Genomic DNA, 14,183 nt, shown 5'->3' on the forward strand with positions numbered 1-14,183 from the left:
CTATCAGGAGTCGAACACCATGGCACACATCATCAATCGGCGTGGCTTCCTCACGCTCACCGGCGCAGCTGCGGCCGCCGCAGCTCTCGCGGCGTGCAGCGGCCCCGGATCGGGCGGGTCGGGCGGCGAGGCTGTCGAAGGCGATGCGAACACCATCAACTTCTGGTCGAACCACCCGGGCAAGTCCCAGGAGTTCGAGAGGGAACTGATCTCGCGCTTCCAGGCGGAGAACCCCGGCCTGACGGTCAATCTCATCGACGGTGGCAAGAACTACGAGGAGGTGTCGCAGAAGTTCAACGCGGCGCTCTCGGGCAACGATGTGCCCGACGTGGTCGTGCTCTCGGACGTCTGGTGGTTCAACTACGCGCTCACCGGTGCGATCGAGCCGCTCGACAAGCACTTCTCCGCAGCAGGCGTCGACCAGTCCGATTACGTGGATTCGCTGCTGGCCGACTACAACTGGAACGGCAACCACTGGGCCTTGCCGTACGCGCGCTCGACGCCGCTGTTCTACTACAACAAGGCCGTGTGGCAGCAGGCCGGACTGCCCGATCGCGGGCCGGCCACCTGGCAGGAGTTCGACGAGTGGGGCCCGCGGATCCAGGCCGTCGTCGGAGACGGCAAGCTCGCTCACGGTTGGGGCAACGCTGTCGACTACCTCGGATGGACGTTCGAGGGACCGATCTGGACGTTCGGCGGATCGTACTCCGATCAGTTCGAGCTGAAGTTCGACGACCCCAATACCATTGCGGCAGGCAAGTTCCTGCAGGACATGATCCACACGAAGAAGTACGCCGCGGTGTCCAACGACATCGCCAACGACTTCGCCGCGGGCATCCTGGCGTCCACCATCGCCTCGACGGGCGACCTCTCCACCATCAAGGCCGGTGCCGCGTTCGAGTTCGGTACCGCCTTCCTGCCGGCCACCGACGGCACTCCCGGCTGCCCCACCGGTGGAGCAGGCCTGGCCATTCCGGCGAAGATCTCGGAGGAGCGAAAGGTGAACGCGCTGAAGTTCATCGACTTCGTCACCAACGGTGCCAACACCGCCTACTTCTCGCAGAACACCGGCTACATGCCGGTCCGCAAGTCTGCGCAGCAGGACCCGTCGGAGATCGCCTTCCTCGAGGCGAACCCCAACGCGAAGACTGCCGTGGACCAATTGGCGCTGACTCGCTCGCAGGACTACGCCCGCGTGTTCGTCCCCGGTGGTGACAAGATCATCGGCAGCGGACTCGAGCAGATCGCGCTGCAGAACGCCGATGTCGCAACGACGTTCGCGTCCATCTCGGATCAGCTGCAGCAGATCATCGACCGCCAGATCACCCCGAAGCTGCCGAAGTAATGGCCGCCGTTCACTACGCCGGTGTGTCGCACCGGTACCCGGGTGCCGATTCGCTCGCTGTCGACAACCTCGAACTCGACATCGCGGACGGTGAATTCATCGTTCTCGTCGGACCTTCGGGCTGCGGGAAGTCGACGAGTCTGCGGATGCTCGCCGGTCTCGAGTCCGTCGAAAGCGGTCGCATCGACATCGGCGGAGTGGACGTCACCTCGCTGGCTCCGCGGGCCAGGGACGTCGCGATGGTGTTCCAGAACTACGCGCTGTACCCCAACATGACCGTCGGCGACAACATGGGATTCGCGCTGCGCAATGCCGGAATGAGCAAGTCCGACACCGCAGCACGAGTACTCGACGCGGCGAGGATGCTCGAGCTCGAGCCGTTGCTGGGTCGCAAGCCCGGCAAGCTCTCCGGCGGGCAGCGTCAGCGAGTGGCCATGGGGCGCGCGATCGTGCGTCAACCCAAGGTGTTCTGTATGGACGAACCGCTGTCCAACCTCGACGCCAAGCTGCGGGTGTCGACCAGAGCCCAGATCGCCGGTCTGCAAAGACGACTGGGCACCACTACGGTGTACGTCACCCACGATCAGGTCGAGGCCATGACGATGGGTGATCGCGTCGCGGTTCTGCTCGACGGGAAGCTGCAGCAGATCGCCGCTCCGCGGGAGCTCTACGACAACCCCGTCAACACGTTCGTCGCGGGATTCATCGGGTCACCCGGAATGAATCTGGTCGACGCTCCGGTGCGCGACGGCGCGGCCGTACTCGGCGAGTTGCGCATACCCGTCCCGTCCTCGGCGGGCGAGCGCGTCGTTGTAGGTATTCGGCCGGAGTCGTGGGATCTGGTGGGTGACGGTGGTGGGTTGCAGCTCACCGTCGAGCTGATCGAGGAGCTGGGTGCGGAGTCGTTCGTCTACGCCTCCGCGCCCAGCACCGACGGCGGTTGGTCGACAACCTCCGGCCGCATCGCGGTTCGTGTCGACCGGAAGTTGTCGATCGCACTGGCCGAAACCATTCGACTGGTGCCCAAGCTCGACGAGTTGTTCTTCTTCGACTCCGTTACCGGCCTGCGGTTGTCGTAGCCGGTTCACCGAGGTCGATGGGCAGCGTGGCCCATCCGTGCAGGACTCGGGTGTTGCGACGGGTTCCTTCGCCTGCCGAGCGCAGGTGGGGGAATCTGTCGAACAACGCCTTCAGGCCCACTTCGGATTCTGCCTTCGCGAGCGCTGCCCCGAGGCAGTAGTGGCGTCCACCCGAGAACGACAGGTGTTTGCCGGCATTGGCGCGGGTGACGTCGAACCTGTCCGGGTCCTCGAACACCAGCGGATCCCGATTGGCACCGGCGAGCACCAGCACGACGAGCTTGCCCTCGTGCACCGTCACTCCCTCGACCTCGACGTCGCGCTTGGCCATCCGTGCGGTCAGCTGTACCGGTGATTCCATCCGCAACATTTCGTCGATGGCCGTCGGCCAGTGCGACGGGTCCTGCTGCAGTACGGCGAGCTGGTCGGGGTTGTCGAGCAGCAGTTGGATGCCGCTGCCGAGGAGGTTGACGGTGGTTTCGAAACCTGCGGCCAACACCAATCCCGCCGTGGCCCTGAGCTCCTCGTCGTTGAGGCCGACGCCCTCGTCCTTCGCGGCGATCAGCTGACTCATCAGATCGTCACCGGGATTGCGGCGCAGTTCTGCGATGTGTTGCGAGAGCCAGGCGTCGAATCCGATCAGGCCACGCTCGACCTGCTTGAACTGATCCCACGACAGGCCGATGTCGAGACTGGGTGCAGCCATCTCACCGAATTCGAGAACCCGCTGATTGTCCTCGACCGGTACACCGAGGATCCGCCCGATCACAGCAACCGGCAGGCGCGCGCAGTAGCGATCGACGATGTCGACCACCGGGGAGCCGTCGGACAGCTCGTCGAGGAGAGCATCGGCCGTTTCCTGCACCTGATCGCGCATCTTCTGCACTGCGCGGACGGTGAAGACCGAGGACACCAGCTTCCGGTACCTGGTGTGGTCCGGCGGCTCAACCGAGAGCAGTGAGGGCGGCAGAATCGGGTGCAGTGCCCCGGATCTGGTGTGCTCCTCGATCCACCGCAACGGCCCGGGAAGGGTCGCACCCAGCTGCGTGACGCGGAAGTCGTCCGAGCGCAGCAGGTCGAACGCCACCCGGTGATGCACGGTGATGTTGGAGATCCGAGTCTTCACCAGCGGTGCGGTGGCGCGCAGCTTCTCGTAGACAGGCGTCGGATTTGCCCGCGTCACCGGGTCGGCCACCAGCATCGCCTGCGGATCGCCCGCGGCCGCTGCGCGTTTGGCCGCAAACCGAATCACCCCGTGAGCAGCCAGCCAGCGTGCGTATTCCCTCATCAGAAATTCCCTCCCCGATTGCCCTACCTGGAACTACCAGATCTTGACGCGCTTCCCCGGGTCCAAGTACAGCGCATCTCCGGGCTGTACGTCGAATGCTTCGTGAAAACTGTCGAGATTTCGCACGACGCCGTTGCAGCGGAACTCCGGCGGCGAGTGCGGATCGACGGCGAGTCGGCGGATCGCCTCGGCGTCGCGAGCCTTGGTCCGCCACACCTGCGACCAGCCGAAGAACACTCGCTGCAGGCCGGTCAAACCGTCGAGCACCGGTGCTTGTTTGCCTTCGAGCGAGATCTCGTACGCGGCGACGGCGATCGACAGACCACCGAGGTCGCCGATGTTCTCGCCGATGGTGAACTCGCCGTTCACCTTGTGGCCGGGCAGGGCCTTGGGCTCGAACTCGTTGTACTGCTCGATCAGGGCCGTGGTGCGCTTGCCGAATTCGGTGCGGTCGCTGTCGGTCCACCAGTCGACCATGTTGCCGTCACCGTCGTACTTGGCACCCTGATCGTCGAATCCGTGACCGATCTCGTGGCCGATCACCGCTCCGATACCGCCGTAGTTGGCCGCGTCGTCGGCCTCGGGGTCGAAGAACGGTGGCTGCAGAATGGCTGCGGGAAAGACGATCTCGTTCATACCGGGGTTGTAGTACGCGTTGACGGTCTGTGGCGTCATGAACCACTCGTCGCGGTCGACGGGTCCGCCGAGCTTGTCGAGGTCGCGCTGGTAGTCCGCGGTGTAGCCGCGGCGGTAGTTACCGAGCAGGTCGTCGGCGCTGATCTCGACGCCCGAGTAGTCACGCCACCGATCGGGGTAGCCGATCTTGGGGGTGAACTTGCCCAGCTTGTCCAACGCCTTCTGTCGAGTCTCCGGGCTCATCCATTCGAGCTCGGAGATGTTGCGGCGGTACGCCTCGGTGAGATTGTCGACCAGCACCTTCATTCGAGCCTTGGAGTCGGCCGGGAAGTGGCGTTCGACGTACAGCTTTCCGACGGCCTCACCGAGCACGTCCTGCACCAGGGAGACGCCGCGCTTCCAGCGCTCGCGGTTCTCCTCCGTTCCGGTCAGCGTCGTTCCGTAGAACGCGAAGTTCTCGTCGACGATCGCGCTCGTCAGAAACGGTGCCCGTGAATGCACGACGCGCCACGCCAGCCACGCCTTCCACGCTTCGATGTCCTCGGAATTCCACAGCGAGACGAAAGTGCTGAGGAACGGAGGCTGCCGAACCACGATCTCGGCGAACTGCTCGGTGGTTGCGCCGAGCCCGGAAATCCATGCAGCCCAATTGAACCCGGCACCGCTCTTGACCAGCGTGTCGAAATCGACGAGGTTGTAGCTCTTCTCGGCATCACGCCTGGCGACCACATCCCAGTGACCGGCGGCGATCTTCTGCTCGAGGTCGAACACCGTCTGCGCGTCGTACTCGATGCCGCTGAGCGCGAACATCTTCGAGATGTGCGCGATGTAGCTCGAGCGGATCTCGGCGTACTCGTCCTGGCGGTAGTACGACTCGTCGGGCAGACCGATTCCGGACTGGCTGAAGTGCACGAGGTAGCGATCGGACTGCTTGGCGTCGGTGTCGACGTAATGGCCGATGGCGCCGCCCACGCCCGTGCGCTGCAGGGAGCCGAGAACGCCTGCGAGGGTGACGAGGTCGGTGGCGTCGGAGATGGCGGTGAGCTCGTCGGCGATGGGAGTCACGCCGAGCTGCTCCGCGCGGTCGGCATCCATGAAGCTCGAGAACAGGTCGCCGATCTTCTGCGCATCGCTGCCCGCTGGCGGGTTCGCGTCGGCGGACTCTTCGATGATGGTCTGGACGTCGACCTCGGCACGGTCGTACAAGGTGCGGAATGCGCCGTCGACGGCGCGGTCGGCCGGGATGGCGTACTCCTCGAGCCATTTGCCGTTGACGTGCACGAACAGGTCGTCCTGCGCGCGTGTGTTCTCGTCCTGGTAGCTGAGATCGATGCCCGAGTTCACTACTGAAGTCATCCGTCCATCTTTACACTCTTGCGTCTGATTGAACGGATGTTTAGTGTGCTGTACATGCGTACAGCATCGGAGGATCTCACCACCAAGGCTCGAATCCGCGACACCGCGATCGGCGTTTTCGGCTCGCAGGGTTTCACCGCGGGCGTGCGGTCCATCGCCACCGCGGCAGGTGTCTCTCCGGGGCTGCTCAATCACCACTTCGGGTCCAAGGACGGCCTGCGTACTGCGTGCGACGAGCACGTCCTGCGGGTGATCCGGGAGTCGAAGGCCGCGTCGTCCGCCCCCGCCGGAATGATGGAACAGCTCGCCCGAATCGACGAGTACGCCCCGCTTGTCGCCTACATCGTGCGGAGCTTCTCCGCAGGCGGCACATTGGCGCGAGAGTTGTTCGAGCACATGGTCGACGACGCCGTCCGCTACATCGACGACGGTGTTCGCGACGGCCGTTTCACACCCAGTCGAGACTCTGCGGCACGCGCCCGATTCCTGACGCGGCAGAACGTCGGCGGACTGCTGTTGTACGTGCAGATGGCCGGCCCCGACGTCGATTTCCGCGAGGCCCTGAGCGCGCTCGGTGACGAGATCATGCTTCCTGCACTCGAGCTCTACACCGACGGATTGTTCACCGACTCCCAGGCTTTGGACACCTATCTGGAGGCCACGTCATGACCGAAGCAATTTCCGTGGACGGCCTGGTGAAGACGTTCGGTTCGGTCCGGGCGCTCGACGGACTGGACCTGCACGTACCGACTGGTGAGGTGCACGGATTCCTGGGCCCCAACGGGGCAGGCAAATCCACGACCATTCGGGTTCTGCTCGGTCTCGTCCGCCCGACGTCGGGACAGGTGCGCTTGCTCGGCGGCGATCCGTGGGCCGACACGGTGGCGCTGCATCGACGTCTGGCCTACGTTCCCGGCGACGTGACCCTGTGGCCGTCGCTCACCGGCGGTGAGGTGATCGATCTGCTCGGCCGAATGCGCGGCGGTCTCGACCCCGCCCGCCGCGCCGAATTGCTCGAACGGTTCTCCCTCGACCCGGGCAAGCGCACCCGCACCTACTCCAAGGGCAATCGGCAGAAGGTCGCGCTGATTTCGGCCCTGGCTTCCGACGTCGAGTTGCTGATCCTCGACGAACCCACATCGGGACTCGATCCGCTGATGGAACAGCACTTCGGCGAATGCGTGAAAGATGCTGCCCGACGCGGAGTCACGGTGCTGTTGTCTTCGCACATCCTGTCCGAGGTGGATGCGCTGTGCAGTTCGGTGACCATCGTCAGAGAGGGGCGGACGGTCGATACCGGGACTCTGGCCTCGATGCGGCACCTGACCCGCACCACGATCACCGCGGTGCTCGACCGAGTGCCCGACGGTCTGGCGGCACTGCCCGGAGTGAGCGCGGTGAGCGTGGACCGTTCCTCCGTCACCTGCACCGTCGAGAACGACGCCCTCGCGGCGACGATGCACGTGCTGGCCGACGCGGGAGTGCGGAGCTTGGCCAGTTCCGCTCCGACGCTCGAGGAACTGTTCCTGAGGTACTACGCATGAATGCCCTGACCGGGACGGGGGCGTTGCTGCGGTTGTATCTGCGCCGCGATCGTGTGGTGGCACCGGTGTGGATCGTTCTGCTCGGCGCGCTGCCCTTGCTCTACGCGGTCAGCTTCGAGGGTCTGTATCCGACGGCGGCGGACCGTCAGGCCTTCTATCTCGGCACGCTGTCGGCACCGGCACAGGCGGCACTCGTCGGCCCGATCTTCGGCAGCGATCTCGGTGCCCTGGTGGCGTGGCGCTCGGGGCTGGTGTTGGCACTGGTTCCGCTGGCGGCGATCCTCACCGTGGTTCGGCACACCCGCGGTGAGGAGGATGCGGGTCGGACCGAGCTGATCGGGTCGACGGCCGTGGGACGGCACGCGGGTCTGGCGGCAGCGATGCTGGCGGCGGGCGGCGGGGTGGCGGCGACGGGCGCGTTGTCGTCGATCTCGCTGTGGGGATTCGGGCTCCCGCTAGCCGGGAGCGTCGCATACGGGGCGTCGGTCGCCGTGGTCGGACTCGTCTTCGTCGGTTGTGCGGCCGTGGCGGCACAGGTGGCGTCGGGGGCGCGAGCGGCTCGCGGTTACGCCCTCGGCGTGCTGGCCGTGGTGTTCGCAGCGCGTGCGATCGGCGACGCAGGCTCGGGCACCCTCTCGTGGTTCTCGCCGATCGGCTGGTCGGCGCAGGTACGGCCGTTCGCCGACGAGCGGTGGTGGCCGATGATGCTGTCACTGACGACCGCCGCAGCATTCTGCGTCGGCGCGTTCGCCGCTGCGAATCGACGCGATCTCGGTGCCGGCTTGCGGGCCGAACACCGCGGCCGTGCAGCGGCCGCACCCTCGCTGTCCGGGCCGATCGCTCTCGCGTGGCGTCTCTCGCGCGGGACCGTAGCCGTCTGGACCGTCGGGCTTGCTCTGTTCGGCATCGCCATCGGATCGTCCACCGGCGGGATCGGTGACCAACTCGGCAGCAGCGCTGCCATCGGCGAGGCACTGGAGAAGTTCGGTGGCAGCACCGTCGAGCAGTCGTTCATCGCCGCTGTGCTGAGCATCGTGGGCGTGGTAGTCGCCGCGTTCGCTGTCTCGGCTCTGCTGCGGTTGCACAGCGAGGAAGAGGCGGGCCTGGCCGAGATCGTGCTGGCCACCGGGGTTTCGCGAGCGCGGTGGTTGGCAGGTCACCTGCTGTGCGCGGTCCTCGGCGCAGCGTGGCTGCTGCTGGTCGTCGGCCTCGCCATCGGGCTGACGTACGGGTCGGCCACCGGCGACGTCACAGGCGAACTGCCGTCCGTTCTGGTCGGTGCACTCGTTCAGCTGCCGGCCGTATGGGTGGTGACGGCCATCGGCGTGGCACTGTTCGGAGCTCTTCCTCGATTCGCGACCGTCCTGTGGGCCGTGCTGGCCGGTTTCGTCGCCCTCGGCCAGGTCGGGTCCGTGGTGGGCCTGCCGCAGCCGTGGCTCGATCTGTCGCCCTTCACCCATGTTCCGAGACTGCCGGGAGCAACGCTCACCCCGGTGCCGATCGGCTGGCTCGTCGCGGTGGCCATCGTCGTCGGTATAGGAGGTTTCACAGCATTCCGACGAAGAGACATCCGAGGCTGACGGGGGTCCGATAGCATCGACGTGGCCGATTTGCCCGGCCCGGCCCGACATGGTGGCGTCCTGTCGGTTCCGTGATCTCTGAGCCGAACGCGCATGGAGGCTACGTGCAATCGACATTCCTGCGCACCTGGTGGAACCAGCCACACAGCTACGAGTCGGTGGTCAGCTACCTCGACCTGCACGGTGCGCTCGCACCGTATCGCCTCGCTGCATCTCTGAGCACGTTCACGTACGGACTCGGTGCTGCTGCGCTGCTCTGGCTCACCGACGCCCCGCCGACCTCGGCGATCGCCAGGTCGGTCTTCGTCGTTGCGATCGTGTCGACGCTGTTGGTCGGTATCGCCTGGCTGAAGGCTCCGTGGCCGTCGAAGCGGGTATCGGTGATGTTCGCCGCGTACTCGGACATCGGAGTAACGCTGGTTCTGTTGTCCTACGGATCGCCGCAGACCGCCTTCTTGGCTCTGGCGATGCTCGCAGCCAACAGCGTGTACGTCCAGCTCTTCCACAGTCCGAGGGTCATGGCGCTGCATCTGCTGTGGGCCGGAGCGGCCATGACGCTGTTCTTCGTGCTGATCCTGCTCTCGCCCGAGGCCGATCACGGTCTGGCCATCGCGCAACTCGTGGTGCTCGTGCCCATCACGTTCATGGGCCCCACCTTCTTCCAGTACCTGCTCCTCAAACTGCAGGTCCAAGCGCAGGCGGCCAACTTCGACCCGCTCACTCAGGTGCGCAATCGGCGAGGGCTCGACGAGGCGCTCCCGGTGTATTTCCTCGGTGCGACCGATGTCTCGGTGATGGTCGTCGACGTGGACCGATTCAAGTCGATCAACGACAGATTCGGTCACCACCAGGGGGACGCCGCCCTGCAGCTCGTCGCACGCCGGTTGACCACGGACGGTGTGCTGGTCGCGCGGGTGGGCGGTGAAGAATTCGCGGTGGTGACCAAATCGGCCGAGAACGAGGCCCTCGCACTGGCCGAGAAGTATCGGGGTGCCGCGTATTTCGCGGAGGACCCCGCACCACTGACAGTGAGCATCGGCGTCGCGCACTGCACATATCCCGTTGCCGAAGGCATCGGTTTCGACGTCGTCGAACTCACCACACTGTTGCTGCGACGTGCCGATGCGGCGATGTACGAGGCCAAACAGCAGGGCGGCAATCAGGTGGTCGTGGCGGGCTCGACGCCCCGAAACGATCGGACTCCGTCAGGCACCGAGACGTGAGTGCAGCGACGCTACGACTCAGTTCGGAGTCGAGTCGTCGTACTGGTTCTCGACGTTCTGTTGGAATTCGTCGGCACACTGCTGTTGCGCCGCAGTATCGCTGCCTGCGTTGCTCAGGCAGTCGGTGAAGTCCTGGCCACCCACTGCGTTGAACAGGCCGACGCCGACGACGACGAGAACGATCGACAGAGCTGCGGCCACGAAGCCGAGAATGATCGCGACGAGTGACACGGTGCCGTTGGTGGCGGTGCGCTTCTTGTACCTGGACCGTCCGATGAAACCGAGAACGATGGCGATCAGGCCGAGAAGAATTCCGCCGACGATGGTCCAGGAGAACAACAAACCCAGAATCGCCAGGACCAGAGCCACGGTGCCGACCGTGTTCTTCGGGGCTACCGGCTGTTGTGGGTACCCGCCCTGCTGGGGGTACTCACCAGGTGAAGGGTAGTTTCCGGGCGGGGGATAGTTTCCAGGCGGCGGATTCTGATTCGACACGTCGAGTACCTCCGAGATCGGCGATCGTGAACGCTCGGAGTGTATGCAGGTGTCTGTTGTGCGCACAGGCCCCCACGCGCTCCCGTGATCAACTTGTCATCGAACGTGGTTGTCAACCGCCGAGTCGCGAATGCATCTCCCAGATCAGCACCTCGGCCGGCTCGGTAGCGGTGATGGTTTGTCCACCAGTCGAACTCATGCGGACGGCGTCGCCCTCCCAGAGCTCGCCCACCCCCTCGAGCGTGACGGTGCCGCGCGCGACGAACAGGTGCACGAACGGGGCGTCGGGCACCGTCGCCGAATTTCCGGGCAACAGCCTGGCGGCGTGCAGCGCAGCCGACTTCTGTGAGATGCCGATCGCCGCCTGCCCGCGGTGCTTGTCCATCCCCGACGCGACGGTGACCAAGCCGCCTCGCAGTAATTCGTCGCCGATTTCGAGCTGTTCGTACCCGGGAGTGACACCGGGGCTGTCCGGAAGTACCCACATCTGCACGAAGCGAACGGGTTCGGTGTGCTTGTTGCCGTCGATGCTCCAGGAGTCGTTCTTTTCGGAGTGCATGATGCCCTTGCCCGCGGTCATCCGTTGCGCGAGGCCGGGATAGATGATTCCGGAATGACCGATGGAGTCCTGATGCACCAGTGAACCCTGCATCACCCACGTGACGATCTCCATGTCGCGATGCGGATGCGTCTCGAATCCCTGACCGGCAGTGACGATGTCGTCGTTGTTGACCAGCAACAGTCCGTGATGGGTGTTGTCGGGGTCGTAGTGCTGGCCGAAGGAGAACGAATGTTTCGAGTCCAGCCAGGACACACGGGTTTTCGATCGATCACCGGCACGATGTACGTCGATGTGGGCGGTCAGTGGAGCGGACATGAGACCACTCTACGAGCATGTCTGTGCACGGGCGTACGACCTGCATAACGTTCGGGTGTCTTTGCTGTCGGTGTGTGGGCGGCACCGGGAGTGGGTAGGTTTCGCTACGTACGCTCACATGCTTCGCAAACTCCGAAGAAGGCGGCGAGAAATTCTCATGGTCGGTTCCAGCTCGAGTGTGGCACGCACGGTCGAACCCCAGCTCGAGGACGCCTTGGCGGCGTGGTTGCCAGGTCAACGGTGGTTCGGCGCAAAGGGTTCGACGGTGAGTTCGGTGCGGATCGTCGCGCGCGACGTGCTCCGAGACGAACCGCACTTCGCGGCCGAGCATCTGCTGGTGGAGGTGCAGTTGACGCAGGACGGCGCGGCCGTCGTGCAGACCTACCAGGTGCCCCTGGGCTTCCGAACCGAACCGACCGACGACCTCCGACCGTGGTTGCTGCCCGTGGCGGGCGAGGTGGCCGTCTACGACGGTCTACGCGACCCCGAGATCATCGGCCTGTACGGAGATGCCCTTGCTGCCGGAAAAGCCACTGGCAGCATCGAATTCAAGGTCGTCGACGGTTCGAGTGTGCCGAGCGGTCTGCGCGGTCGGGTTCTCGGGGCCGAGCAGTCCAACACCTCGGTGATTCTCGGTGATCTGCTGTTGCTCAAGCTGTTTCGTCAGGTGCCGCCGGGAATCAGTCCGGATGTGGAGCTGCATCGCGCGCTGGCACAGGCGGGGAGCGTCAACGTGGCACCGCTTCGGGGCTGGCTGGAAACCGAAGTCGGTGGTGAACCCACGACGCTCGGCATGGCTCAGGATTTCGCCGCGAACTCCGCCGAGGGGTGGACTGCGGCGCTGGCCAGCGTGCAGGAGGTGTTCGACTCACCGGAGACGCCCATCGAAGACCTGCCCGCAGATTTCGCCCCGGACGCCCACCGAATCGGAGCAGCCGTGGCGCAGGTGCACCACGACCTCGCATCGGTGCTGGGCACCGCCGAACGGTCGGTCGAGTCGACCGCCGTCGAGGAGATCCTCGCCCGCATCTCGGGAGTCGCCAGGGTGGTGCCGGAGATCGAGCAGTACATCCCGGCGGCGACCGCGCTGATCTCTCGGGCGGAGGCGTCGAACAGCACCACGGTGCAGCGGATCCACGGTGACCTGCATCTGGGTCAGGTGTTGGGCACCCCCGAACGGTGGCTGCTCATCGATTTCGAGGGTGAGCCGGCGAAGACCTTGGCCGAGCGTCGGCAGATGGACAGCGCTCTGCGTGACGTGGCGGGAATGTTGCGCTCGTTCGACTACGCCGCCAACCACCTGCTGGTCGATCTGCCCGAGGACCAGTCGGCGCGAGAGCGAGCCGAGAAGTGGGCGGCCCGCAGCATCGCTGCATTCTTCGACGGCTACGCCTCGGTGGCCGGGCACGATCCCCGCGAGGAGGCCGACCTGTTGCGCGCATACGAGCTGGACAAGGCCGTGTACGAAGTTCTGTACGAGGCACGCAACCGGCCCACCTGGCTGTCGTTGCCGCTGCGCGCCGTGGCGCGCCTGGTGAGCTGATCGGTGAGCTGATGCTGAGCTGGGGGCGGGAGTGGAGCCTGCAGTAACGGTCTCAGGGGGCGGGAGTGGAGCCTGCAGCAACGACCCAGGGGTCGTGGTCGACCGGCCTGTCTACGACAAGTACCGTATTGCCTGACACGGGAGGCAGGACATGAACGGTATCTTGGCAATTTTCGGCATCGCGGTGGTCGTCATCACCATCGTCGTGGTGGTCGTGCTCGTTGCGGTGTTGTTCGTCGCATCGATCAAGCCCAACAGTCTCAACATCGACCTGGACCGCAAGAAGCGCGCCCGGGAAGAAAGTTCCACGAAGGCCTGAGACTTCCGTCACGCCCGAGACCGATTCGTTCTCGGGCGGAGTTGTATCGAGTCGAAGCGCCGACCGACGCTTCCGGTTCTACAACTGGAGTCCTCGTGAGCACTTCCCTGAAAGCTCCGGCCGCGTCCGGATCGTCGGGCTGTGCGCCCCGCATCAGGTCGCGGATGCTCGGCGAGTCGGTGCTCGCTCAGTTCACGCGCTTCGTGATCGTCGGGGTATCGAGCAACGGTGTGTACGCCCTGTTGTTCGTCGCCCTCGCTTCTCTCGGATCGTTCACTGCCAACCTCGCAGGTGTGGCCGCGAGTACCGTGCTCGCCAACGAGCTGCACCGCCGTCACACCTTTCATGCGGCCGGTCGTGTCGGCTGGTTCCAGACGCAGTGGGAAGCCGGGGGACTGGCCCTGATCGGGCTCGGCCTGAGTACCGCCTCACTGGCCGCAGTGCACATCCTGTTCCCGGCACCGCCGACGTACGTCCAAGTTCTGGTCGTCATCGCTGTGGGTGGCATCTTCGGAGCCGCCCGGTTCCTCGCTCTCCGTGGCTGGGTGTTCCGTCCGGCGACGCTCGCGTCCTCGGGATCCGGTCTCGCTGCTCGCTGAGCTGTGACGTTGCACCATTGCGCGCAGACATCGATTGCTACCTCTAACAGAATCCGGGCAAGCCTCCGCATGTCGCGCATCGATCGCTCTAGGCTTGCGAGCTGACGTCAACGCGAGGAGGCATCTCGATGGCCAGGGATCTGACACAACTCGAGCTTCTGCAAGAGCTGGTGCCCACTGCCGAGGACAATGTGAACCGCCACATCTCGATGGCGCGGGAGTGGCACCCTCACGACTACGTCCCGTGGGACGAAGGTCGCAACTTCGCCGCACTCGGCGGCCAGGACTACGACCCGGAG

General features: G+C 65.1%; 14 protein-coding genes. 10 read left to right on the forward strand and 4 right to left on the reverse strand.

The annotated features are described in order from the left end of the window. Window positions 1-19 precede the first annotated feature (19 nt). Window positions 20-1,345, forward strand: a complete 1,326-nt coding sequence (locus CH283_RS14575) for an ABC transporter substrate-binding protein (RefSeq protein ID WP_068048804.1) — start codon at window positions 20-22, stop codon at window positions 1,343-1,345. Next, complete coding sequence (locus tag CH283_RS14580) at window positions 1,345-2,424, forward strand: ABC transporter ATP-binding protein (RefSeq protein WP_068048807.1); 1,080 nt, start codon at window positions 1,345-1,347, stop codon at window positions 2,422-2,424. The genes CH283_RS14575 and CH283_RS14580 overlap by 1 nt, the downstream gene beginning before the upstream one ends. Here CH283_RS14580 and CH283_RS14585 read toward each other — a convergent pair. Then, window positions 2,402-3,712 carry a cytochrome P450 gene (locus CH283_RS14585; protein WP_094640580.1) on the reverse strand — a complete coding sequence of 437 codons (1,311 nt, stop codon included), beginning with the start codon at window positions 3,710-3,712 and terminating at the stop codon, window positions 2,402-2,404. The genes CH283_RS14580 and CH283_RS14585 overlap by 23 nt on opposite strands. Window positions 3,713-3,745: 33 nt before the next feature. Next, entirely contained in the window at window positions 3,746-5,704 is a 1,959-nt protein-coding gene (locus CH283_RS14590; protein WP_094640581.1) for a M13 family metallopeptidase, read from the reverse strand. A 54-nt stretch (window positions 5,705-5,758) separates the two neighbouring features. Between CH283_RS14590 and CH283_RS14595 the strand changes: the two genes are divergently transcribed. The 4 genes from CH283_RS14595 (at window position 5,759) to CH283_RS14610 (ending at window position 10,051) form a co-directional block, all read left to right on the forward strand. After that, on the forward strand, window positions 5,759-6,373 hold the full coding sequence (locus tag CH283_RS14595) for a TetR/AcrR family transcriptional regulator (protein WP_255183214.1): 615 nt from the start codon (window positions 5,759-5,761) through the stop codon (window positions 6,371-6,373). Further along, a complete protein-coding gene (locus CH283_RS14600) occupies window positions 6,370-7,248 on the forward strand; it encodes an ABC transporter ATP-binding protein (protein WP_094640583.1) in 879 nt (292 codons plus the stop codon). Before CH283_RS14595 ends, CH283_RS14600 begins: the two co-directional genes overlap by 4 nt. After that, window positions 7,245-8,828: an ABC transporter permease gene (locus CH283_RS14605; protein WP_255183215.1), complete on the forward strand. Its 1,584-nt coding sequence runs from the start codon at window positions 7,245-7,247 to the stop codon at window positions 8,826-8,828. The genes CH283_RS14600 and CH283_RS14605 overlap by 4 nt, the downstream gene beginning before the upstream one ends. Window positions 8,829-8,932: 104 nt before the next feature. Next, on the forward strand, window positions 8,933-10,051 hold the full coding sequence (locus CH283_RS14610) for a GGDEF domain-containing protein (RefSeq protein WP_068048826.1): 1,119 nt from the start codon (window positions 8,933-8,935) through the stop codon (window positions 10,049-10,051). 18 nt (window positions 10,052-10,069) lie between these two features. Here CH283_RS14610 and CH283_RS14615 read toward each other — a convergent pair whose 3' ends face one another. Together CH283_RS14615 and CH283_RS14620 are read right to left on the reverse strand one after the other, a co-directional pair. Further along, complete coding sequence (locus CH283_RS14615; RefSeq protein ID WP_231893762.1) at window positions 10,070-10,546, reverse strand: DUF4190 domain-containing protein; 477 nt, start codon at window positions 10,544-10,546, stop codon at window positions 10,070-10,072. A 112-nt stretch (window positions 10,547-10,658) separates the two neighbouring features. Further along, complete coding sequence (locus CH283_RS14620) at window positions 10,659-11,423, reverse strand: pirin family protein (RefSeq protein ID WP_068048829.1); 765 nt, start codon at window positions 11,421-11,423, stop codon at window positions 10,659-10,661. A gap of 157 nt (window positions 11,424-11,580) precedes the next feature. Between CH283_RS14620 and CH283_RS14625 the strand changes: the two genes are divergently transcribed. The 4 genes from CH283_RS14625 to CH283_RS14635 all read left to right on the forward strand — a co-directional run. Further along, window positions 11,581-12,966 carry a maltokinase N-terminal cap-like domain-containing protein gene (locus CH283_RS14625; protein WP_094640584.1) on the forward strand — a complete coding sequence of 462 codons (1,386 nt, stop codon included), beginning with the start codon at window positions 11,581-11,583 and terminating at the stop codon, window positions 12,964-12,966. Between the two features lie 151 nt (window positions 12,967-13,117). After that, entirely contained in the window at window positions 13,118-13,285 is a 168-nt protein-coding gene (locus CH283_RS28310) for a hypothetical protein (protein ID WP_156516139.1), read from the forward strand. Window positions 13,286-13,449: 164 nt separating this feature from the next. Then, entirely contained in the window at window positions 13,450-13,884 is a 435-nt protein-coding gene (locus CH283_RS14630; protein WP_141215283.1) for a GtrA family protein, read from the forward strand. Between the two features lie 128 nt (window positions 13,885-14,012). Beyond that, a partial coding sequence (locus tag CH283_RS14635; RefSeq protein WP_176460331.1) for an acyl-ACP desaturase occupies window positions 14,013-14,183 on the forward strand: 171 nt, incomplete at its 3' end.

Origin of the sequence: Rhodococcus sp. 05-2254-2, from assembly GCF_002259095.1 — a bacterium.
GTDB lineage: Bacteria > Actinomycetota > Actinomycetes > Mycobacteriales > Mycobacteriaceae > Rhodococcoides.

Excerpts from the sequence above, each read along its gene's own strand:
- CH283_RS14575 (WP_068048804.1), top strand. The coding sequence starts at position 20 with ATGGCACACATCATCAATCGGCGTGGCTTCCTCACGCTCACCGGCGCA.
- CH283_RS14580 (WP_068048807.1), top strand. The coding sequence starts at position 1,345 with ATGGCCGCCGTTCACTACGCCGGTGTGTCGCACCGGTACCCGGGTGCC.
- CH283_RS14585 (WP_094640580.1), bottom strand. The coding sequence starts at position 3,712 with ATGAGGGAATACGCACGCTGGCTGGCTGCTCACGGGGTGATTCGGTTT.
- CH283_RS14590 (WP_094640581.1), bottom strand. The coding sequence starts at position 5,704 with ATGACTTCAGTAGTGAACTCGGGCATCGATCTCAGCTACCAGGACGAG.
- CH283_RS14595 (WP_255183214.1), top strand. The coding sequence starts at position 5,759 with ATGCGTACAGCATCGGAGGATCTCACCACCAAGGCTCGAATCCGCGAC.
- CH283_RS14600 (WP_094640583.1), top strand. The coding sequence starts at position 6,370 with ATGACCGAAGCAATTTCCGTGGACGGCCTGGTGAAGACGTTCGGTTCG.
- CH283_RS14605 (WP_255183215.1), top strand. The coding sequence starts at position 7,245 with ATGAATGCCCTGACCGGGACGGGGGCGTTGCTGCGGTTGTATCTGCGC.
- CH283_RS14620 (WP_068048829.1), bottom strand. The coding sequence starts at position 11,423 with ATGTCCGCTCCACTGACCGCCCACATCGACGTACATCGTGCCGGTGAT.
- CH283_RS14625 (WP_094640584.1), top strand. The coding sequence starts at position 11,581 with ATGGTCGGTTCCAGCTCGAGTGTGGCACGCACGGTCGAACCCCAGCTC.
- CH283_RS28310 (WP_156516139.1), top strand. The coding sequence starts at position 13,118 with ATGAACGGTATCTTGGCAATTTTCGGCATCGCGGTGGTCGTCATCACC.
- CH283_RS14630 (WP_141215283.1), top strand. The coding sequence starts at position 13,450 with ATGCTCGGCGAGTCGGTGCTCGCTCAGTTCACGCGCTTCGTGATCGTC.